Source organism: Acinetobacter sp. (genome assembly GCF_041919735.1).
Lineage (GTDB): Bacteria > Pseudomonadota > Gammaproteobacteria > Pseudomonadales > Moraxellaceae > Acinetobacter.
Map to the genome: position 1 here is coordinate 20,161 of NZ_JAYRTF010000022.1, position 22,709 is coordinate 42,869.

Genomic DNA, 22,709 nt, shown 5'->3' on the forward strand with positions numbered 1-22,709 from the left:
TGCACAGCTTGGTTTTATTTTATAGATTATTTAATAAGGTTTATTTTAAATACATATTATAAATTTGGCAACAGCATAAATAAAAAACTCAATTCAAGTGCCCTGGCTGCCATTAAGAAAAACACCAATATAAGATATCAAAATAGATAAAAAACGGGCGCTGCACTGCCTTTCATGCAGTCATGCCGGCCATCCTTCGTTAAAACAGATGTCGGACCGAATATCGAATCAAGCGCAGAAAAAACTGCATCACCGCATTCTAAATAAAGAGCGGCTCATCAATCATCACAGGAATTAATATGCTAGAAAATAAAAACAAAATTATGAATAATTTAAATCATATTTATATTAAATGATTGAATATCATCACAATTTATTTTAATCAGACCAACATGGCTGGTTTTAATTCCAGCCATGTTAATCAGATTAATGATGATACTCCAAGTCTATTGCTTGGTTTTATTATAGGAATTACTCTATAACATGTATTTAAAATAAATATTATAAAGTGCGCAATAAAATAAATAAAAAACTCAATTAAAGCACCATGGCCGCAATCCAGCCAAATACCAATAATGGAATATTAAAATGGATAAACGTAGGCACTACACTGTCTTTCATGTGGTCATGCTGGCCATCCATATTTAAACCGGATGTCGGACCGAGGGTCGAATCAGACGCAGGAGAACCGGCATCACCCAAGGCTGCAGCCGTACCAATTAAGGCAATGGTGGCCATTGGACTAAAACCGAATTGAATGCAGAGCGGTACATAAATAATCGCCAGAATGGGCACAGTCGAAAATGATGAACCAATGCCGAGCGTAATTAACAAGCCAATCAGCAGCATCCAGAATGCGGCTAAACCTTGGCTATTGCCAATCCATTCGACAGATGCCTCCACCAATGCGGGCACTTGATTGGTGGCTTCAATCACGGAAGCAAAACCTTGTGCGGAAATCATGATAAAGCCCACCAAGGCCATCATGCGCATGCCGCTGACAATCACATCATCCGCTTCTTTCCACTTAAAGATGCCGGCAAAGCTTAAGATCCCCACACCGACTAAGCCGGCAAGAATCATGGAATCAGAAATCACCTGAACCGACAGCGTCGCAATCACCGCGATTGCGGCCATGATCAGCGTAAACTTCGCCACCAGAGGCTTGCCATCTGCGTCGCTTTTCACACTGGATGAAATGGTGTGATGAGATGCATTCACATGAAGATCGGCGTATTCACGCGGCTTACGGTAGCTGATGAACATTGCAATCAACAGGCCAACAAACATGCCGGATACTGGAATTGCCATAGCCGCTGGAATTTGCTCATAGCTGATATGGAAACCGTAAGGCTTGCCAAAAGTATTGATGTTTTGACCCAAAATATCATTCAGGAAAATAGCGCCAAAACCAAACGGCACCAGCATATAGGTTCCGACCAGACCAAAGGTCAATACACAAGTAACCAAACGGCGGTCAAGCTTGAGATGATTAAAGACGCTCAGTAAAGGCGGAATCAATACCGGAATAAACGCGATATGAACAGGAATCACGTTTTGAGAACAAACCGCAGCTAATGCGACAGTTGCAAATATCAGGTATTTCACACGATTTTGCGCTTTGGCATTGCTGCTGCCTTTCAGCTTGGTAATCAGTTGATATGCAAGCAAATCAGGCAAGCCTGAACGGGCCAGAGCCAATGCAAATGCCCCCAATACGCCATATGCAAGCGCAATTTGAGCCCCATTGCCTAAACCGCTGTTAAAGGCTTCGATGGTTCCATGAATACCAAGACCGGCCAGCAAGCCGCCTGTAACAGCACCGATAATCAGTGCAAACACCACAGGGACACGGGCCAGTGACAGTCCGAACATGACTGCAATTGCGGCAAGAATAGCGAACATAACAAAAAGAAGGATCTGAAAAAACCCGTATTTTATCAGAGTTTGCTCGCTATTTAGCCCTTACGGGCAAAACTGTAAGAACTATCTGCCCTCGCGGCATTGGCGTTAAGCTGCTTTCGCGAAGGCAAATTGTCGAATGTACTGTGCAATCGTTTCGGGCTGGCTCAAAATCGCCCAATGATTGGCTGCAACTTCAACCACGGACAGATCCTCTACCCATTGCGGCAAGATATCAATCAGCTCAGGGCTGACAAAATTATCATATTTCAAAACAATTGCTTGGACGGGACAAACGGCATGGCGCTGCCGCGGGCGGGTTAAGCAAGGAATAAAATTCGCGCGATATAAGCCGACACCATTTTTTCCATCCTGCTGAATATTGGCATTTAATGGCAGGTGCTTCGTGCGCTCCAATTCAGCAACTACTTTGCCCCAGCGTTCGGGGTTAAAGAACTGCCAAGCGGTCGGCGCTAAAAATGGCAACTGAAAAACTGCGATATACCACGACTTACTGATTTGTTTAAAAAATTTGGATTTTTGATGCTTAAACTGGTCACGCAGCCAAAATGCAGCATGATCCAAACTCGGCCCTGAAATGGTCGTATAGGATAAAATCCGGCCGCGGAATTTAGCCTCTGTGACTGACTCCCAAGACTGGATGGAGCCCCAATCATGCGCAGCCAGATGAAACCCTCGATCGCCCAATACCGCTTGCGTTACACGATCCAAATCCTGCGACAGCTGTTCTAAACGGTAATCTCGGACTTTGCGCGGCACGGAGGACTGCCCTGCACCGCGCACATCATAGGTCACAATATAAAAATCGGAAATGAGCTGTTGAATGACCGGTTCCCAGACTTCCTGATTGTCTGGATAGCCATGGACTAAAACCAAAGCTGGCTTCAGCTCGCTGCCCCATGTTTTCACATAAAGCCGCTGCTGATCTGAAGTATTTATCCACTGTGTGCACGCTTCCATGTCAGGACCCTTTTTATCATTGGCATTTTCTGCTGATGTGCCGGCAATCCGATCAATGCCAGCGATTTTATTCTGATCTAGTATGGTGAACGGACCATAAAAAGAAATTGACCGCTATGCGCTTAAAGCAAAAAATAATGACAATCCCTATTGTCTCTAAATTTTTACTGAATCATTATGCGCCTTATAAGGGCGCCGGCATTGAAATTGACCGCATAGATCTGGCCAATTACCACATCCGGGTCAAAATTCCCCTGACGCGCAAAAACCGCAACGCGGTTGGCGTGCATTTTGGCGGCAGCCTGTATTCAATGGTCGATCCCTTTTACATGCTGCTGCTCATGCATCATTTGGGCAGCAAATATATTGTGTGGGATAAAGCTGCATCCATCCAGTTTCTCTCACCAGGACGCGGCACAGTCTATGCTGATATCCGCCTAGATTTTCAGGAGATCGAACATATTAAAACGTTGGCGGCGAATTACACCCCAGTCATCCGAAATTATTCATTAAATATTTTTGATGATGCCGGACTGCGGATTGCAGAAGTGCAAAAGACCTTATACATCCGCCGCAAGCAATCCAAAGCGCGCGCATAAAAAAGCGCCTGAATATTCAAGCGCTTTTACTTTGCTGGATTTATTTTTTTTGCTCAATGGCAGCGCCTGCACCGCCGCCGATCGCGCCGCCAATCGCAGCGCCCGCGTTGCCGCCCAATACGCTTTTACCTACAGCAGAACCGATGGCACCGCCCACACCGCTATAAGTGGCGTTACGGTTTGAACCATGCTGGGTTTTACTACCGATAGCAGCGCCTGCACCACCGCCAACGGCAGCGCCTACACCGCCGCCGACATTGTTGCCCACACCGCCGCCAATTGCCCCGCCAAGTGCAGCTGCACCAATACGCTGTTCATTCGGTGACATACTTTCACAGCCGGCAAGCATCATAGTTGACATCGCGGCGACAGCCATCACGCTCATTAATTTTTTCATATTCAAATCCCCTTCCTTTTCTGCTTAGGAGTTCAGCATAACTTTATATTATGAAACCAATAACGAATGTGTGTTAAGTCTCAGGCAACATTTGCAGTATTTTGTAACACTTATTCTTCATCATCACTCAGCACAGTGACATCTTTGCTGACTGCGCCATTTTCAGTCAATACTGCATGCGACACTTTTGCCTTGCTGTCTGGGATGCGCTTTTGATCCAATTGCAATGTGCGCTTTACCGGTTCTTGCCCTTTTTTAAATTCCACACCTTCCGCATCAATCTTCTTCGTTTGGGAAATGACTTGGCCATCTTGTTTCAAGGTCTTATCCAGTTGAATTTTTGACGTCGGCACAATGACGCCGCCTTGCTTCAACACAGGGATCGACAGCTGTTTTTCTGAAAACTGGCCTTGATTGTCCTGCAGCTCAATTTCACGCGCGACAATATCTTTGCCTTGATTTCTCATCTCTAAAACCGTTGCCGTCACCTGCCGCACTGGCTCTTGCCCCGCTGTCCGGCGGATCACTTCAGTTTTCAACACCGGTACAACCGCCTTGTCTTGAACCACAATAGTATTCGGCATCGGCGCCGCGAAAGCCAAGCTTGACAGCACCATGGCTGAACAGGCCGCTGATACGATCCATGAACGTGAAAACATAGAATGCCCCTCAAAAATTATTAATTTTTAATGCTATTTTGCAATAGCATCATTTTACTATAAGCAGATTTTCATGTTCAGCCAAGGGTTAATTCGATAACTTTTGATCCAAGGCTTCCTGCATCACCGGGAGAAAAACGTCACCACGCGTCAAGTGCGGATAAATAATCCATTTCGCCTGAAGCTTTGGCTGATGAAGCTTCAGCGCGGCTTGCCGCAGCTGAACAATGCCGTTTGAAGACACATTTGGGCTGCGCAGCACCTGATTCCGCTGTTCTGAATCCCCTTCAATCAGCCGAAGTTTGTTATTTTCTGGATGGCGGATATTGGCCTGCATCGACGGCTTGAACATCCGATGATCCGCCCAGCCCTAAGACGGACTGGCGGCAAAATAATGGGGAAAATAATCACTGTGCAGCAGGCTATCGAGCACAAATAAGCCGCCATATGAATGCCCCCACACGCCTATGCGCTGAGAATCCACTTGAATCTCACTGTGCACCCAGACCGCCACCGGATCTGTAAGCAGATCGTGAAATGCCAAATTTCCGCCGCTCATCCGGCTGGGCGATCTTGGATTAGGTGCAATCTGGCCATCGCCTGTGCCCGGCGTATAATCAGCAGAACGCGCATCCCATAAAAGCGGCAAAGACGTGTCACAGCCTACAGCGACTAAAACGAGCGCATCATCAGCCGCCAGTTTGTTCAATATCGATTCTTCCAGCCAGTCCATCACCAAATTGCCATCCAGCAGATACATTACAACTTGAACTTTATCATGATTTTTAGGCACGGCCAGCCAGACTTTATAGCTGTGCAAATGGTCTACTGACTGAAATGCTTGATTTTAAATTCATAGTAGACCGATTGTTCATCGGCGATATTTTTCCCTAGCGGCGCTAGATTGAGTTTGGCGCCCGTGCTGTGTATGAATGCGCCTAAAATTCAACAGCAAATTTTTTCACTATTGAAGCATTCGCATCATTACAAATAATTCTTATTCTCCTTTATTGTTTTAGGCAAAAAAAAAGCGCCCGCAGGCGCTTTTTTATATTCACTCAGGACTTATAGACCGTTGTTAAACTCTTGGCTGAATGCTTCGCTCAGCGCTTGGTCTACGTCAGAGAAGTCATTGTGAAGCTCAAGCTCTGCAGCTTCCGCTTCCTGACGGCGGCGTTCCAAGTGGTAAGCCAAACCTGTACCCGCTGGGATCAGACGGCCCACAACCACGTTTTCTTTCAGGCCGCGCAAGTCATCTTCTTTGCCTGTTACAGCTGCTTCAGTCAACACGCGAGTTGTTTCCTGGAACGATGCAGCAGAGATGAACGAGTCAGTAGAAAGCGACGCTTTGGTGATACCCATCAATTGACGTTCAAATTTCGCAGGGAACTTGTTTTGCGCCTGAACTGCTTGGTTCTCTTGCATTACACGGATGAAATCCACTTGTTCGCCTTTGATGAAGCTTGTATCGCCGCCATCTGTGATGTCGACTTTACGCAGCATTTGACGCACGATCACTTCGATGTGCTTGTCGTTGATTTTTACACCTTGCAGACGGTATACGTCTTGAACTTCGTTCACGATGTAGTTAGTCAACGCCACTTCACCCTTCAGACGCAAGATGTCATGCGGGTTTTGCGGACCGTCAGAAATGGTTTCACCACGGTTTACATGTTCGCCTTCGAATACGTTGATGGTACGCCATTTCGGAATCAGTTCTTCATAAATTTCAGAACCGTCATCCGGCGTAATCACTAAACGGTTTTTGCCTTTCGTTTCTTTACCAAAGCTGACCACACCTGAAATTTCAGCAAGAATTGCATGCTCTTTCGGTTTACGCGCTTCGAACAAGTCAGCTACACGCGGCAGACCACCGGTAATATCACGGGTACGTGAAGATTCTTGCGGTACACGGCCGATAACGTCACCAACACCGATTGTTTCGCCATTACGGACAGAAAGAATGGTGTTTTGCGGCAAGAAGTAGAACTGTTCGCCGCCATCCACTGTATCCAATACCACAGCCGGACGCATATCTTTACCTGACGCAGGACGTGAAGTCACTGGCAGGATTTCGATCGTGGTCATACCTGTTGCATCATCAGTTTTTGATGTAACCGTCACGCCATCCGCAATTTGGCTGAAACGCACTTTACCGGCAACTTCGGTCACCAATGGATGTGTATGCGGATCCCAAGTCGCTACAATACCGCCTGCTTCTACAGCTTCACCATCTTTAATGATGATCGAAGCACCGTATGGCAGTTTATAGCGTTCGCGCTCACGGCCGATGTCATCAGCAATACCGATTTCACCTGAACGAGATGTTGATACCAAGTGACCTTTTGCGTGCTGTACTGTTTTCACATTATGGAAACGCACTGTACCTTTGTTGCGAACTTGTACGCTGTTGGCAGCAGAAGTTCGGCTTGCAGCACCGCCCACGTGGAATGTACGCATGGTCAACTGTGTACCTGGCTCACCAATAGATTGAGCAGCCATTACACCGACAGATTCACCTGGGTTCACCAAGTGGCCGCGCGCCAAGTCACGGCCGTAACATTTCGCACATACACCGAAAGTCGATTCACATGCAATGACAGAGCGGACTTTCACTTCATCGACACCTTGCTCTTCTAGGAAGTTCGCAAGTTTTTCGTCAATTAATGTGTTACGCGGAAGAACAACCTCATCCGAACCTGGACGTTTTGCATCTTCAGCCAAGACACGGCCCAATACTCGAGTACCTAAGTTCTCGATCACATCGCCGCCTTGAATGAACGGTGTCATAACAAGACCGCCAAGCGTGCCGCAATCCGGCTCAGTAATCACCAAGTCTTGCGCAACGTCTACTAAACGGCGAGTCAAGTAACCTGAGTTCGCAGTTTTCAATGCAGTATCGGCCAAACCTTTACGCGCACCGTGTGTTGAAATGAAGTACTGAAGTACGGTCAAGCCTTCACGGAAGTTGGCTTTAATTGGCGTTTCAATGATCGAGCCATCCGGTTTCGCCATCAAGCCACGCATACCCGCCAACTGACGGATCTGAGCTGCCGAACCACGGGCACCCGAGTCAGACATCATGTAGATTGAGTTGAATGATTTTTGCTTCTCATCTTCACCCTGTTTGTTTTTAACAGTCGTGAATGACAAGTTGTCCATCATCGCTTTTGCAACCTGGTCGTTGGTACGCGCCCAGATATCGACCACTTTGTTATAGCGTTCGCCGGCAGTTACGAAACCTTGCTCAAATTGCTGTTCGATTTCACGAACTTCAGTTTCAGCTTTATCGATAATCGTCTGCTTGGTTGGCGGAATCAGCATGTCTTCCATACCGACAGATACACCTGAGCGAGTCGCCTGACGGAAGCCCAAATACATCAATTGGTCAGCGAAGATAACGGTATCTTTCAGGCCTAATTTACGGTAGCAAGAGTTGATGATTTTAGAGATGTTCTTTTTGGTCATCTCAACGTTGATTTGCTGGAAGTCCATGCCTTCAGGAACAACTTCCCAAAGCAGGCAGCGGCCTGGAGTCGTATCAACAACAATAGTTTGCTGTTCACGGTTGCCATTTTCGTCAATGACCGTTTGGTGCACACGCGCTTTAACGCGAGCGTGCAGATCAACTTGACCTGTTGCCAATGCACGGTTGACTTCGTCAGTATCCGCAAACACCATGCCTTCGCCTTTGGCATTGATCGCATCACGCGTGATGTAATACAAGCCCAAGACCACGTCCTGAGAAGGTACGATAATCGGCTCACCGTTCGCAGGTGACAGGATGTTGTTGGTAGACATCATTAACGCACGAGCTTCTAACTGAGCTTCAAGTGTTAATGGTACGTGTACCGCCATTTGGTCACCATCGAAGTCGGCGTTAAACGCAGCACATACGAGCGGGTGAAGACGGATCGCTTTACCTTCAATCAGAGTCGGTTCAAATGCTTGAAGACCCAAACGGTGAAGTGTCGGCGCACGGTTCAGCATGATTGGATGCTGACGGATCACGTGAGCAAGAACGTCCCAAACTTCTGGAGTTTCACGTTCAACCATTTTCTTCGCAGCTTTAATGGTTGTCGCTTGGCCAGAGGCTTGCAGTTTAGCGAAAATGAATGGCTTGAATAATTCAAGCGCCATTTTTTTCGGAAGACCGCATTGGTGCAAACGAAGTGATGGACCTACAGTAATTACCGAACGGCCAGAATAGTCAACACGCTTACCAAGTAAGTTTTGACGGAAACGGCCTTGCTTACCTTTGATCATGTCTGCCAAAGATTTAAGCGGACGTTTGTTCGAACCAGTAATTGCACGGCCGCGACGACCGTTATCCAGCAATGCATCGACAGACTCTTGCAGCATACGTTTTTCGTTACGTACGATAATGTCTGGCGCTGCAAGGTCAAGAAGACGTTTTAAACGGTTGTTACGGTTAATTACACGACGGTAAAGATCGTTCAAGTCAGAAGTCGCAAAACGGCCGCCTTCAAGCGGAACCAGCGGACGAAGATCTGGTGGAAGTACTGGCAGTACATTCATCACCATCCATTCTGGCTTGTTGTTTGATTCTTTGAACGCTTCCATCAATTTCAGACGTTTAGAGGCTTTTTTCAGCTTCGTTTCTGAAGTTGTGTTTGGAATTTCTTCACGCAGGCGAGAAATTTCAGCTTCAAGATCGATGTCTTTCAACAAGTCCTGAACGGCTTCCGCACCCATTTTCGCTGTGAATTCATCACCGTGCTCTTCTAACGCATTGAAGTATTCTTCATCATTCAGAAGCTGGTATTTCTCAAATGGAGTCATACCTGGGTCAGTGACAACGTAAGATTCGAAATACAATACACGTTCGATATCACGCAGCGTCATGTCTAAAAGAAGACCGATACGGCTAGGCAGTGATTTTAAGAACCAGATGTGCGCAACTGGAGAAGCAAGCTCGATGTGGCCCATACGTTCACGACGGACTTTCGCAGTGGTTACTTCAACGCCGCATTTTTCACAAATGACGCCTTTGTATTTCATACGCTTGTATTTACCGCACAAGCATTCGTAATCTTTTACTGGACCAAAGATTTTGGCGCAGAACAGACCGTCACGCTCTGGCTTGAACGTACGGTAGTTGATTGTCTCAGGCTTTTTAACTTCGCCGTGAGACCATGACTTAATCATTTCTGGTGACGCAAGACCAATACGGATGCGGTCAAACTCTACAGGAGCGTGGCCGTCTGAATCCGTCTTTTTGCGCATGATATCGAGCAAGTCTTTCAATTTTTTTCTCCGTGTGCTGTCAAGATTTTCACTTCACAGCTGGGTCACAAATATTGTTTTTTAACTGAGTAATCCCCCCTCAATTCCGCCTTTTTAAGCGGGAAACTCCCCTTAAATTAAGAGGAGCAAATCCCCCCCTTTAAAAAGGGGGTTGGGGGGATTGAATGGTTACTTAGTCACCATTTTTCAGTTCAATGTTGATACCTAAAGAACGGATCTCTTTGGTCAATACGTTGAACGATTCAGGCATGCCCGGATCCATATAATGGTTGCCATCTACAATGTTCTTATAGATGCGGGTACGGCCTTCAACGTCATCCGACTTAACAGTAAGCATTTCTTGGAGCGTATATGCTGCACCGTAAGCTTCAAGTGCCCATACTTCCATCTCACCGAAACGCTGACCACCGAATTGTGCTTTACCACCAAGCGGCTGTTGAGTTACAAGTGAGTAAGAACCAGTAGAACGCGCATGCATTTTGTCGTCTACCAAGTGGTTCAGTTTCAGCATGTACATGTAACCGACAGTTACAGGACGGTCGAAACGCTCACCTGTACGGCCATCATACAATACAGTTTGACCTGTACGTGAGATGCCGCCAAGCTCCAGCAATTCTTTGATTTGACCTTCTTCCGCACCGTCAAATACTGGCGTTGCCAAAGGTACACCTTTACGCAAGTTGCCAGACAATACCAAGATTTCATCATCAGTCAAGCTGTCAAGATCTTCTTGCTCGCCGCCAACTTTGTTGTAAATCTTGTCTAAGAAGTCACGAAGTTCAAGAACGGTACGCTGCTCTTTCATCATCTTGTCGATCTTATCGCCAAGACCTTTCGCCGCCATACCCAAGTGAGTTTCCAGAATCTGACCCACGTTCATACGCGACGGTACACCCAGCGGGTTAAGCACCACGTCAACTGGAACACCGTTCGCATCATGCGGCATGTCTTCTACCGGCAAGATATTGGAGACCACACCTTTGTTACCGTGACGGCCCGCCATTTTATCACCCGGTTGGATGCGGCGTTTTACAGCCAAGTAAACTTTAACGACTTTCAATACGCCAGTTGTCAGTTCATCACCTGTAGAAAGTTTGCGTTTTTTCTCAGCAAATTTCTCATCAATTTCAGTGCTCTTCTCTTTCAAGAACACTTGAATTTGAGTCAGGCGTTCCGCAACACCTTCATCTGCCGGCTGAATTTCAAGCAGGTCTGCAAGTTCTAAACCAGACAAGACTTCGTCAGTCAGCTTATCACCGCGTTTCGTAGTGCCGCCGCCATTCGACTCTTGACCTTTCAGCAAGCGCACAATACGTTCACGCGCAGCTTCTTCGAAGATTTTGTATTCTTCTTTCAAGTCTTTGCGGTATGCATCTAATTGCGCTTTTTCAATTGCTTGAGCACGTTCGTCTTTTTCAAGACCGTCGCGTGTAAACACTTGAACGTCAATTACAGTACCTTTCACAGATGAAGATACGCGTAAAGATGAATCTTTTACGTCAGCTGCTTTTTCACCGAAGATTGCGCGAAGCAGTTTTTCTTCAGGAGTCAGCTGAGTTTCACCTTTAGGTGTTACTTTACCAACCAAGATATCGCCAGCAGTAACTTCAGCACCGATGTAAACGATACCTGATTCATCAAGCTTAGACAGTGCAGCTTCACCTACGTTTGGAATATCCGCAGTGATTTCTTCAGCGCCCAGTTTAGTATCACGCGCTACGCATGATAATTCTTGGATGTGAATAGACGTCAAACGGTCTTCTTGAAGTACACGCTCAGATAATAAGATCGAGTCTTCGTAGTTGTAGCCGTTCCACGTCATGAACGCGACACGCATGTTCTGACCCAGCGCCAGCTCACCGCCATCTGTTGATGGACCGTCAGCCAATACGTCACCGCGGCCAACTTTATCGCCCAAGTTCACCAGAACTTTTTGGTTGATACAGGTGTTTTGGTTCGAACGGGTATATTTGATCAGGTTGTAGATATCTACGCCTGCTTCACCAGCAACCATTTCGTCTTCATTGACACGGATCACGACACGTGATGCGTCAACAAATTCGATACGGCCGCCACGGTTCGCAATGACGCACACACCAGAGTCATGCGCTACGTTTGCTTCCATGCCTGTACCTACAAGCGGTTTGTCAGCAATTAACGTAGGCACAGCTTGACGCTGCATGTTCGAACCCATCAATGCACGGTTGGCGTCATCGTGTTCAAGGAACGGAATCAATGATGCTGCTACAGAGACAACCTGCTGTGCAGATACGTCCATATGCGTCACTTTTTCAGGAGGCATACGGACGAATTCACCTTGATGACGTACAGAAACGAATTCTTCTTGCAAGTTGCCGTCTTTATCGACGCCTGAGTCGGCCTGTGCAATCACAGTACCTACTTCTTCAATTGCAGATAAGTATTCAACGTCATCCGTTACACGGCCATCAACCACTTTACGGTAAGGCGTTTCCAAGAAACCGAAGTTGTTGCATTTAGCATAAACTGAAAGTGAGTTGATCAAACCAATGTTTGGACCCTCAGGAGTCTCAATTGGGCACACACGGCCGTAGTGGGTTTGATGTACGTCACGGACTTCGAAGCCTGCGCGTTCACGAGTCAAACCGCCCGGCCCAAGCGCTGATACACGACGTTTGTGTGTAATTTCAGACAACGGGTTGTTTTGGTCCATGAACTGAGACAATTGGCTTGAACCAAAGAATTCTTTGATTGCAGCAGCCACTGGCTTCGCATTGATTAAATCTTGCGGAGACAGGTTGTCAGTTTCAGCTTGTGACAGACGTTCTTTAACAGCACGCTCTACACGAACCAGACCGACACGGAATTGGTTTTCTGTCATTTCACCGACAGAACGCACGCGGCGGTTACCCAAGTGGTCGATATCGTCGACTTCACCTTTACCGTTACGGATCGCAACCAATGTTTTGAGTACATCAGTGATGTCGTCGTTAGACAGAATGCCTTCAACTTCACGAGACTTCTGATCTGTACCCACTTCGTAAGGACGGCCCAAACGGCGGTTGAACTTCATGCGGCCTACTGGAGACAAGTCATAACGTTCAGAAGAGAAGAATAAGTTGTTGAATAGGTTTTCAGCCGCTTCTTTTGTCGGCGGCTCGCCTGGACGCATTACTTTATAGATTTCAACCAGCGCTTCTTCACGGCCAGTGGTTGTATCTGCACGCAATGAATCGGCAATGAATGAACCGCGGTCAATGTCATTGGTGAACAGGATGTTGAATTGCTTCACGCCGCCTTCAGCCAATTTCACCATGACTTCATGGCTCAATACAGTATTGGCTGCAATCACTTCACCGCCGCTCAAGGCGACATCTTCAGCAATGATGCGTTCGTACAGGTATTCATCTGGAACAGACAGTTTTTCAAGGCCTGCTGCTTCCATTTGACGCACATGGCGCGCGTTGATACGCTTGCCTTGCTCTACAATCGCTTTGCCGTCGTTATCCACGATATCAAACTGAGCCATTTCACCACGCAGGCGTTCTGGCACAAGATCAATCTGATAGCTGCCCATGTCTAGATATACAGGCACTTTTTCGTAGAACAGATCGAGGATTTGAGAGTTGTTATAGCCCAGCGCGCGCAGGACAACAGTCGCCAGCAATTTGCGGCGGCGGTCAATACGCACATAAACCAGGTCTTTGGCATCAAACTCAAAGTCCAGCCATGAACCGCGGTAAGGAATAATACGCGCAGAATACAGCACTTTGCCGCTTGAGTGCGTTTTGCCTTTATCGTGATCAAAGAACACGCCTGGTGAACGGTGCAATTGAGATACGATTACACGCTCAGTACCATTGATCACAAAAGTACCGTTATCTGTCATCAAAGGCATTTCGCCCATGTAGACTTCTTGCTCGCGCACGTCTTTAATGGATTTGGTTTCGCGGTCTTTTAAGATCAGGCGAATTTTTACACGCATTGGCGCCGCATAAGTTGAGCCGCGGAGAATACACTCACGCACATCAAACTCAGGCTTACCAAGACTATACTCAACAAATTCTAAAGCAGCATTGCCAGAATAACTTTCTATAGGAAAAACTGAACGAAATGCGGCTTGGAGACCGATATCTTCGCGGTTTTTTGGAGTTTTGCCATCTTGCAAGAAAGTTCTGTACGAGTCGACTTGAATCGCGAGCAAGTACGGAACATCCATTACCTTGGGCAATTTACCAAAATTCTTACGGATCCGTTTCTTTTCGGTATATGAGTATGCCATCTGGAGTCCTCGGAAAGTAAACTAAACCCGCCTGCAGAACGGGTTCAGAAGGAATTACGCAGGCCGATATGGCCACCACTTTGACAAATGCTGCAATTTATAGTGGTATTAAAACGCTTAACAATATTTTTGAAAACGGAAAAATATTGGTAAGCGTTTGATATTTATCTTTATTTCTAATTTGTATGATTTTTATATCATGCAAACAAAAATCGAGCCGATTATTGTAACGCAAAAAGGCTGATGACCCAAGGGCCATCAGCCATTTTCTGGAGCCGATTATAAAAAAATCGGCTCCCCTTAAGATTACTTAAGTGTAACTGTAGCACCAGCTTCTTCAAGTTTTTTCTTAAGTTCTTCGCCTTCTTCTTTAGAAACAGCTTCTTTGATCACTGAAGGAGCGCCTTCAACGATGTCTTTAGCTTCTTTAAGACCAAGGCCAGTAGCTTCACGAACTGCTTTAATAACCGCAACTTTGTTCGCGCCGAAAGAAGTCAACTCAACGTTGAATTCTGATTGTTCTTCAGCAGCAGCAGCAGCGCCAGGAGCAGCAGCAACAGCTACAGCAGCAGCAGATACGTTGAATTTTTCTTCGAAAGCAGAAATAAGTTCAACAAGTTCAAGAACAGTTTTTTCAGCAACTGCGTTTAAGATTTCTTCGTTTGTTAAAGCCATGAGATTAACTCCAAATGGGTATTGAATGGTGTGTAAAGTGATTTAAGCTTATGCAGCTTCTGACTCGTTTTTCTCTTTGAGCGCTGTAATAAGACGGCCCAATTTCGAAATAGGAGCTTGAAGAACGTTTGCAAGCATAGTAAGCGCTTTTTCTTGGTTTGGAAGATTCGCGATAACGCTAACTTCAGCACCTTTATAAAGTTTGCCGTCAAATGCAGCAGCTTTAAGTTCAAATGCTTTGTTAGTTTTAGCAAATTCTTCAAACAAGCGAGCAGCTGCGCCCATGTCGTCTTCAGAAGTTGAGAAAGCTAAAATTGTTGGACCAACAAGGTCTTCGCTCAAGATATTGAATTGAGTATCTTGAAGCGCACGTTTAGCCAAAGTGTTACGCACGATACGTGTCTTAACACCTAGTTTACGAGCTTCAACACGTAAAGCAGTTAATTGCTCTACGGTTAAACCTTGGTAGTCAGCAACAACAGCAGCAAATGCAACAGAAGCAACTTCAGTTACTTCAGCTACGATCTGTTTTTTGCCTTCGATAAGAAGAGCCATTGTAAAACCTCCTAACGGTGATTTATGCATTCAAAAAATGCACTCCCAATTCGCCGGTTCATCGCTGAACCAGCACGCGGAGGAGGAACAAATCACACCACCGCGTCTACTCAGGCTGGTTGATTAAGAAGGAAGCATAAAACTCCCCTCGCCCGAGGTCTTTGACGCTGACAAATTTACATTTATCAATTCAAAGTTTGCCTGAGGGGCGATCAGCAAAGCAACGCTTTGCCGACCCGCAAGATGAGAAGCTATGCTTCGAGTGAAGCAAATATTCTTTCTTGCATAAAATTTGAAGCTACGCTTCAAACTTTACTCAGGGCTTTAAAATTCTTTAATAAGTCAAGCTTATTTAGAAACGTTTGCTACATCAACAACAAGACCAGGACCCATAGTTGAGCTCAAAGTGATCTTTTGAATGTAGATACCTTTAGAAGTAGCAGGTTTTGCTTTCTTCAGGTCAGCAACAAGTGCTTCAACGTTTTGACGAACAGCTTCAGCAGTGAAACCTACTTGACCGATCGCAGCGTGGATGATACCCGCTTTGTCTACACGGTAACGTGCTTGACCAGCTTTAGCGTTTTTAACAGCGCCAGCTACGTCAGGAGTTACTGTACCCACTTTAGGGTTCGGCATTAAGCCGCGTGGACCAAGGATTGTACCTAACTTACCTACAACGCGCATTGCATCCGGAGCTGCAATTACTACGTCAAAGTCAAGGTTGCCCGCTTGAATGCTTTCAGCAAGGTCATCAAAACCAACGATGTCTGCGCCTTCAGCTTTAGCAGCTTCAGCAGCAGCGCCTTGAGCAAACACAGCAACACGTACAGTTTTACCAGTACCTGCAGGAAGTGTAGTCGCGCCGCGGACAACTTGGTCAGATTTACGAGGGTCAACACCTAGGTTTACAGCAACATCCAAAGATTCTTTGAATTTTGCAGCAGGAAGGCTGCTAAGAACTTGAACTGCTTCTTCCAAAGTGTAAACTTTGTTTGCTTCTACAGCAGCAGCAATGGCTTTTTGACGTTTAGTTAATTTAGCCATGTCTTATAGCTCCACTTCCAAGCCCATAGAACGCGCAGAACCAGCAATGGTACGTACACGTGCGTCTAAATCAGCACCAGTTAAATCTGGTTCTTTAGTAGTCGCAATCTCTTCTAATTGAGCGCGAGTCAACTTACCAACTTTGGTTTTGTTCGGTACAGCTGAACCCTTTTGGATGCCGGCAGCTTTCTTAAGAAGAATCGCAGCAGGCGGAGTTTTCATGATGAATGTGAACGACTTGTCGTTGTACACAGTGATCACGACTGGAATTGGAAGACCAGCTTCAACTTTTTGTGTCGCAGCATTGAATTCTTTACAGAATGCCATGATGTTAACACCGCGTTGACCTAGTGCAGGACCAATCGGTGGAGATGGATTTGCTTTACCAGCTGGAACTTGCAGCTTGATATAGCCGTCAATCTTCTTAGCCATTTCAATTACCTCTGGGTACAAACGCCGTTAGGCTCCCCATATATTTAAAGTAACGATACCGTTACAACAACAATGCCCGATTCATAAAAAATCGGGCGTTTACCAGCCAGCTTAAATTAAACTGATTTTTCGACTTGGCGAAATTCCAATTCAACTTGCGTTGGACGGTTAAATACATTAATCGTCAGCGTTAAGCGCGATTTTTCGTAAAGAACTTCTTCCACCACGCCTTTAAAGTCGGTGAATGGACCGTCAATTACCAATAATTCTTCGCCTGGCTCAAACATCGTCTTCGGACGAGGCGCTTCACCAGTATTGCGTACACGTGCAAGAATCGCATCAGCTTCTTTTTGCGTAATCGGTGCAGGCTTTTCTGCTGTACCGCCGATGAAACCCAATACTTTTGGACATTCTTTAACAATGTGCCAAGTTTCATCATTCATTTCCATTTCGACTAGGACATAGCCAGGAAAGAATTTACGCTCTGATTTGCGCTTTTTGCCATCCTTCATTTCCACCACTTCTTCAGTAGGGACAAGGACTTCACCAAAGCTATCGGCTACAGCGCTGCGCTGGATTCGATCATTAAGCGAGCGTAACACCTGTTTTTCATAACCTGAATAGGCATGAATAATGTACCAACGTTTCATAGCTCTCTTACCCGATAAAAAACTTCATTAACCAGCCTAAAACATAGTCAAAGCACCATAAAACAATGGATGCAATAATGACTACAGCAAGAACTTGCCAAGATGTGGTCACAGTTTCCTGCTTGGTAGGCCAAGTCACACGACGCAACTCAATCCGCGCATCTTTCAACAGACGGATAAAGCCTTTGCCTTGATGGGTGGCGTATAATAAACCTAAAGCCACGATGATACAAGCCAAAATTACCCCAACGCGCACCCAAATATCATTTGCAGGCGCCCAATACGCTGGAAGGTGCTGATTCGCAAGCATTGCTCCGACCAATAAAGTCAAAGCGATGACCCAGAGAACTATATCTAAGGGAGAACCGGAATTTACCACTTCAGCTGAATTATTTCTTTGAGGAATTGGCGCGTCGCTCAATGCGTCACGCGATTTATCATTCGACATTTTTGTACTCGTCGTAGGATTCGCGACTTATTATATGACCAGTTTAGCCAGCATCAAGCTTCTTTTTAAAAAATTTTGGCAGGCCAGGAGGGACTCGAACCCCCAACATTCGGTTTTGGAGACCGACGCTCTACCAATTGAACTACTGACCTGCAGAATAAATCGAGAGCCTAAGCCCTCGATTCATGTTTACAACTTGTATTATGCAGTAACTTTAGAAACTACACCAGCACCAACTGTACGGCCGCCTTCACGGATCGCGAAGCGTAAGCCAGCGTCCATAGCGATCGGGTGGATAAGCTCTACTGACATTTCTACGTTGTCACCAGGCATAACCATTTCAACGCCTTCTTTCAATTGAATAGCGCCAGTTACGTCAGTTGTACGGAAGTAGAACTGTGGACGGTAACCGTTAAGGAATGGAGTATGACGGCCGCCTTCTTCTTTAGAAAGCACGTATACTTCTGCGTCGAATTTAGTGTGCGGTTTGATTGCACCTGGTTTAGTCAATACTTGACCACGTTGAACGTCTTCACGTTTAGTACCACGAAGAAGAACACCACAGTTCTCGCCCGCACGGCCTTCGTCAAGAAGTTTACGGAACATTTCTACGCCAGTTACAGTTGTTTTAACTGTATCTTTGATACCAACGATTTCAACTTCTTCGCCAACTTTAACGATACCAGATTCAACACGGCCAGTTACTACTGTACCACGGCCTGAAATTGAGAATACGTCTTCGATTGGCATCAAGAATGCTTTGTCGATTGCGCGTTCTGGTTCTGGGATATAAGTGTCAAGCGCTTCAACAAGAGCTACAACAGCATCTTCGCCATACTGGCCAGATTCGCCGTTCAACGCTGCAAGAGCAGAACCGCGGATTACTGGAGTGTCGTCGCCTGGGAAGTCATAAGTAGAAAGAAGTTCACGAACTTCCATTTCTACCAATTCAAGAAGCTCTTCGTCGTCTACAAGGTCACATTTGTTCAAGAATACAACGATGTATGGAACGCCTACTTGGCGAGAAAGAAGGATGTGTTCACGAGTTTGCGGCATTGGACCGTCAGTCGCAGCACATACAAGAATCGCGCCGTCCATTTGAGCAGCACCAGTAATCATGTTTTTAACATAATCGGCGTGGCCCGGGCAGTCTACGTGAGCGTAGTGACGGATTGGAGAATCGTATTCTACGTGTGAAGTATTAATTGTAATACCACGTGCTTTTTCTTCTGGAGCAGAGTCAATCGCTGCGTAATCACGCGCTTCACCGCCGAATTTTTTAGCACAAACAGTTGCGATAGCAGCTGTTAAAGTAGTTTTACCATGGTCAACGTGACCAATTGTGCCCACGTTAACGTGTGGCTTATTACGTTCGAACTTAGCCTTAGCCATGAGATCTTCCTTTTAAACTGCTTATGGAGGGAAAACTCCATAAGCGATTTTGGTTTTTAACTATGAATTAGTTTGGGCTTATAGTAATCGAAAGATTACTCGTCGTCACCTTTTTTACCGCCATTTTGGAATTTAGAAATGATGCCTTCTGCCACGTTACGTGGAGTTTCAGCATATTTAGCAAATTCCATAGAGTATGTTGCACGGCCTTGAGACATAGAACGCATTTGAGTCGCGTAACCAAACATCTCAGCAAGCGGAACTTCAGCGCGGATCGCTTTAGTGCCGCCAGGCAAGTCATCCATACCTTGAACCATACCGCGGCGACGGTTTAAGTCACCCATGATATCGCCCATGTAGTCTTCTGGAGTTTCCACTTCAACTTTCATGATCGGTTCAAGCAGGATAGGATCCGCTTTCATGAAACCGTCACGGAAGGCATAAGAACCTGCCATTTTGAACGATAATTCGTCAGAGTCGACATCGTGGTAAGAACCGTCGAACAATGTCGCTTTGATACCCACAACAGGGTAACCAGCAAGTACACCATTCTTCATGCGTTCTTGAATACCTTTGTCAACCGCGCCAAAGAATTCTTTAGGTACTACACCGCCAACAACTTCTTCAGCGAATTCGTAGTCTTTGCCAGCATCTTCTGCAAGCGGTTCAAGACGTACGTATACGTGACCGAATTTACCTTTACCACCAGTTTGACGAACGAACTTACCTTCTTGCTCAACTGATTTTTTAATCGTTTCGCGGTAAGAAACCATTGGCTTACCAATGTTCGCTTCAACACCGAATTCACGCTTCATACGGTCAACGATGATGTCAAGGTGAAGCTCACCCATACCAGCAATAATTGTTTGGCCAGATTCTTCGTCTGTGCGAACACGGAACGATGGATCTTCTTTCGCCAAACGGCCTAAAGCAACTGACATTTTTTCTTGGTCAGCTTTAGTTTTAGGTTCAACTGCAAGCGCAATTACTGGCTCAGGAAATTCCATGCGCTCAAGCGTAATGATATTGTTTTCATCACAAAGCGTATCACCAGTTGTTGTATCTTTAAGACCAACACATGCTGCGATATCGCCCGCACGAATTTCTTCGATGTCGTGACGGTCGTTTGCGTGCATTTGCACGATACGGCCAATACGCTCACGCTTCATTTTCACTGGGTTATAAACAGGGCTGCCTGCTTGAAGAACGCCAGAGTAAACACGTACGAATGTCAAGTTACCAACGAATTTGTCGTTCATGATTTTGAACGCAAGCGCAGAGAACGGCGCTTCGTCAGACGCTTCACGAGAACCTTCAGTTTCGTCTTTGTCGTCAAGAATACCCTTGATCGCTTCAACGTCAGTAGGTGCAGGCAAGAATTCAATTACAGCGTCCAACATACGTTGAACACCTTTGTTTTTGAACGCAGAACCACACATCATCGGCTGAATTTCGTTCGCCAATGTACGTGTGCGCAGACCGCCAACAATCTCTTCTTTAGTAAGATCGCCTTCTTCCAGGTATTTGTCCATGAGTTCTTCTGATGCTTCCGCAGCAGCTTCAACCATGTTAGTACGCCATTCTTGCGCCAATTCTACTAGGTCAGCTGGGATCTCACCGTATTCAAACTTCATACCTTGAGATGCTTCATCCCAGATAATCGCTTTCATTTCGATAAGGTCAACAACACCTTGGAAGTTTTCTTCAGCACCGATTGGAACAACGATAGGCACTGGGTTTGCACCCAAGCGAGTTTTCATTTGTTCAACTGCGCGGAAGAAATTCGCGCCTGTACGGTCCATTTTGTTAACGAACGCAATACGCGGAACTTTATATTTGTTTGCTTGACGCCATACAGTTTCTGACTGAGGCTGAACACCGCCTACAGCACAGTAAACCATGCACGCGCCGTCAAGAACACGCATAGAACGCTCAACTTCGATTGTGAAGTCAACGTGTCCCGGGGTGTCAATTACGTTAATACGGTGTTGATCAAACTGGTTGCCCATACCTGACCAGAAGCATGTTACTGCTGCTGAAGTAATGGTAATACCACGTTCCTGCTCTTGTTCCATCCAGTCAGTAGTCGCAGAACCTTCGTGAGTTTCACCAAGTTTGTGGCTTTGACCTGTATAGAACAAAATACGTTCTGAAGTGGTTGTTTTACCGGCATCGATGTGTGCAGAAATACCAATGTTACGATAACGAGAAATTGGGGTTTGACGAGCCATGATTTCTTGCATTCCTAAATTTTGTTATTAAAACAGGACGCTTTAAGCTGCATAGCAACTTAAAGCGCTTTGATGACAAAACAGTGACAACTGATTTGCCACCCTCCTGATTAGGGCCTGTTTTATCCGCTTAGAAACGGTAGTGAGAGAAGGCTTTGTTGGCTTCAGCCATACGGTGCACATCTTCACGTTTTTTGATCGCTGCGCCTTTGCCTTCAGCTGCATCAAGCAGCTCGCCAGCAAGACGTAAAGCCATAGTTTTTTCAGAACGCTTAGCAGCAGCATCTACTAACCAACGCATAGCTAAGGCAGTACGACGGGATGGGCGCACTTCCATAGGTACTTGGTATGTAGCACCGCCGACACGGCGAGCTTTTACTTCGACCATAGGACGAACTTTTTCAAGAGTAGTCTCGAAAAATTCAACTGGGTCTACTTTAGATTTTTCTTGAACGCGGTCTAAAGCACCGTAAACGATACTTTCAGCAATAGATTTTTTACCATCTTGCATTACGTGGTTCATGAATTTAGCGATTGTTTGGCTGCTGAACTTAGGATCCGGAAGGATTTCACGAGCAGCGACTACGCGACGTCTTGGCATTTTAATCTACCTAATAAATATGACACTTCAGGTTTATCCAGCATCTGCACAAAGTGTCATGTGCTATTCGCTGGCCTTACTATACGTCGCTTGAATTTCACAAATTAAATGCAGAAATCAGACAAGCGAGACGATAAAGGATTGCAGTTCTAATGAACTAAGAGCTTAATCTCGAAAGATTATTTCTTAGGACGTTTAGCACCGTATTTAGAACGAGACTGGTTACGATCTTTAACACCAGCACAGTCTAAAGAACCGCGAACGGTATGGTAACGTACACCTGGTAAGTCTTTAACACGGCCGCCGCGGATAAGAACAACACTGTGCTCTTGCAGGTTATGGCCTTCACCGCCGATGTAGCTAGAAACTTCGAAACCTGAAGTTAAGCGAACACGGCAAACTTTACGCATTGCTGAGTTAGGTTTTTTAGGTGTAGTTGTGTAAACACGTGTACAAACACCACGACGTTGCGGACAAGCCTTCAACGCAGGAACTTTAGATTTTTCAACTAAAGTTGTGCGACCCTTACGGATCAACTGATTTGTTGTTGCCATGTGGCAATTCTCCCGTTAATAAAAAGCCCCAAAAACATACTGCTTTTTGAGGGCATGCAA

19 protein-coding genes and 1 tRNA gene are annotated in these 22,709 nt (G+C 45.9%); 1 reads left to right on the plus strand and 19 read right to left on the minus strand.

What is annotated here, in order from left to right; all coding sequences use genetic code 11:
• Nucleotides 1-537: 537 nt before the first annotated feature.
• Both ACE3T3_RS12560 and ACE3T3_RS12565 read right to left on the minus strand, forming a co-directional pair.
• The gene (locus ACE3T3_RS12560) at nt 538-1,905 is read right to left on the minus strand and encodes a Na+/H+ antiporter family protein (RefSeq protein WP_374667438.1); all 1,368 of its coding nucleotides are present in this window, start codon (nt 1,903-1,905) and stop codon (nt 538-540) included.
• A 105-nt stretch (nt 1,906-2,010) separates the two neighbouring features.
• Complete coding sequence (locus ACE3T3_RS12565) at nt 2,011-2,883, minus strand: alpha/beta fold hydrolase (protein WP_374667440.1); 873 nt, start codon at nt 2,881-2,883, stop codon at nt 2,011-2,013.
• Nucleotides 2,884-2,999: 116 nt separating this feature from the next.
• Between ACE3T3_RS12565 and ACE3T3_RS12570 the strand changes: the two genes are divergently transcribed.
• Complete coding sequence (locus ACE3T3_RS12570) at nt 3,000-3,482, plus strand: DUF4442 domain-containing protein (protein ID WP_374667442.1); 483 nt, start codon at nt 3,000-3,002, stop codon at nt 3,480-3,482.
• 40 nt (nt 3,483-3,522) lie between these two features.
• Here ACE3T3_RS12570 and ACE3T3_RS12575 read toward each other — a convergent pair whose 3' ends face one another.
• The 17 genes from ACE3T3_RS12575 to rpsL all read right to left on the minus strand — a co-directional run bounded on the left by ACE3T3_RS12575 (nt 3,523) and on the right by rpsL (nt 22,649).
• The gene (locus ACE3T3_RS12575; protein ID WP_374667444.1) at nt 3,523-3,879 is read right to left on the minus strand and encodes a DNA transfer protein p32; all 357 of its coding nucleotides are present in this window, start codon (nt 3,877-3,879) and stop codon (nt 3,523-3,525) included.
• Nucleotides 3,880-3,989: 110 nt separating this feature from the next.
• A complete protein-coding gene (locus tag ACE3T3_RS12580; protein WP_374667445.1) occupies nt 3,990-4,538 on the minus strand; it encodes a hypothetical protein in 549 nt (182 codons plus the stop codon).
• An 88-nt stretch (nt 4,539-4,626) separates the two neighbouring features.
• Nucleotides 4,627-4,890, minus strand: coding sequence for a hypothetical protein (locus ACE3T3_RS12585; protein ID WP_374667447.1), 264 nt, complete (start codon nt 4,888-4,890; stop codon nt 4,627-4,629).
• An 18-nt stretch (nt 4,891-4,908) separates the two neighbouring features.
• On the minus strand, nt 4,909-5,358 hold the full coding sequence (locus ACE3T3_RS12590; RefSeq protein WP_374667449.1) for a prolyl oligopeptidase family serine peptidase: 450 nt from the start codon (nt 5,356-5,358) through the stop codon (nt 4,909-4,911).
• 245 nt (nt 5,359-5,603) lie between these two features.
• Nucleotides 5,604-9,806, minus strand: a complete 4,203-nt coding sequence (gene rpoC, locus ACE3T3_RS12595) for a DNA-directed RNA polymerase subunit beta' (protein WP_374667451.1) — start codon at nt 9,804-9,806, stop codon at nt 5,604-5,606.
• Nucleotides 9,807-9,978: 172 nt separating this feature from the next.
• On the minus strand, nt 9,979-14,067 hold the full coding sequence (rpoB, locus tag ACE3T3_RS12600; RefSeq protein ID WP_374667453.1) for a DNA-directed RNA polymerase subunit beta: 4,089 nt from the start codon (nt 14,065-14,067) through the stop codon (nt 9,979-9,981).
• Nucleotides 14,068-14,373: 306 nt separating this feature from the next.
• Complete coding sequence (gene rplL / locus ACE3T3_RS12605; protein ID WP_374667455.1) at nt 14,374-14,742, minus strand: 50S ribosomal protein L7/L12; 369 nt, start codon at nt 14,740-14,742, stop codon at nt 14,374-14,376.
• A 48-nt stretch (nt 14,743-14,790) separates the two neighbouring features.
• Nucleotides 14,791-15,297: a 50S ribosomal protein L10 gene (rplJ, locus tag ACE3T3_RS12610; RefSeq protein WP_374667457.1), complete on the minus strand. Its 507-nt coding sequence runs from the start codon at nt 15,295-15,297 to the stop codon at nt 14,791-14,793.
• A 348-nt stretch (nt 15,298-15,645) separates the two neighbouring features.
• Nucleotides 15,646-16,341: a 50S ribosomal protein L1 gene (rplA, locus tag ACE3T3_RS12615; RefSeq protein WP_374667459.1), complete on the minus strand. Its 696-nt coding sequence runs from the start codon at nt 16,339-16,341 to the stop codon at nt 15,646-15,648.
• Between the two features lie 3 nt (nt 16,342-16,344).
• On the minus strand, nt 16,345-16,773 hold the full coding sequence (gene rplK / locus ACE3T3_RS12620) for a 50S ribosomal protein L11 (protein ID WP_004868049.1): 429 nt from the start codon (nt 16,771-16,773) through the stop codon (nt 16,345-16,347).
• 116 nt (nt 16,774-16,889) lie between these two features.
• Nucleotides 16,890-17,423 carry a transcription termination/antitermination protein NusG gene (nusG, locus tag ACE3T3_RS12625; RefSeq protein ID WP_005006980.1) on the minus strand — a complete coding sequence of 178 codons (534 nt, stop codon included), beginning with the start codon at nt 17,421-17,423 and terminating at the stop codon, nt 16,890-16,892.
• A gap of 7 nt (nt 17,424-17,430) precedes the next feature.
• A complete protein-coding gene (secE, locus tag ACE3T3_RS12630; protein ID WP_374667462.1) occupies nt 17,431-17,871 on the minus strand; it encodes a preprotein translocase subunit SecE in 441 nt (146 codons plus the stop codon).
• A gap of 76 nt (nt 17,872-17,947) precedes the next feature.
• Nucleotides 17,948-18,023: transfer RNA gene (locus tag ACE3T3_RS12635), tRNA-Trp, on the minus strand.
• Nucleotides 18,024-18,072: 49 nt separating this feature from the next.
• The gene (gene tuf / locus ACE3T3_RS12640; protein ID WP_374667464.1) at nt 18,073-19,263 is read right to left on the minus strand and encodes an elongation factor Tu; all 1,191 of its coding nucleotides are present in this window, start codon (nt 19,261-19,263) and stop codon (nt 18,073-18,075) included.
• Nucleotides 19,264-19,358: 95 nt separating this feature from the next.
• Nucleotides 19,359-21,494 (minus strand): elongation factor G, encoded by a 2,136-nt coding sequence (fusA, locus tag ACE3T3_RS12645; RefSeq protein ID WP_374667466.1) that lies wholly within the window; start codon nt 21,492-21,494, stop codon nt 19,359-19,361.
• Between the two features lie 130 nt (nt 21,495-21,624).
• Nucleotides 21,625-22,095 (minus strand): 30S ribosomal protein S7, encoded by a 471-nt coding sequence (gene rpsG, locus ACE3T3_RS12650; protein WP_005011815.1) that lies wholly within the window; start codon nt 22,093-22,095, stop codon nt 21,625-21,627.
• A gap of 179 nt (nt 22,096-22,274) precedes the next feature.
• Nucleotides 22,275-22,649, minus strand: coding sequence for a 30S ribosomal protein S12 (gene rpsL, locus ACE3T3_RS12655; RefSeq protein ID WP_000246374.1), 375 nt, complete (start codon nt 22,647-22,649; stop codon nt 22,275-22,277).
• Nucleotides 22,650-22,709 lie beyond the last annotated feature (60 nt).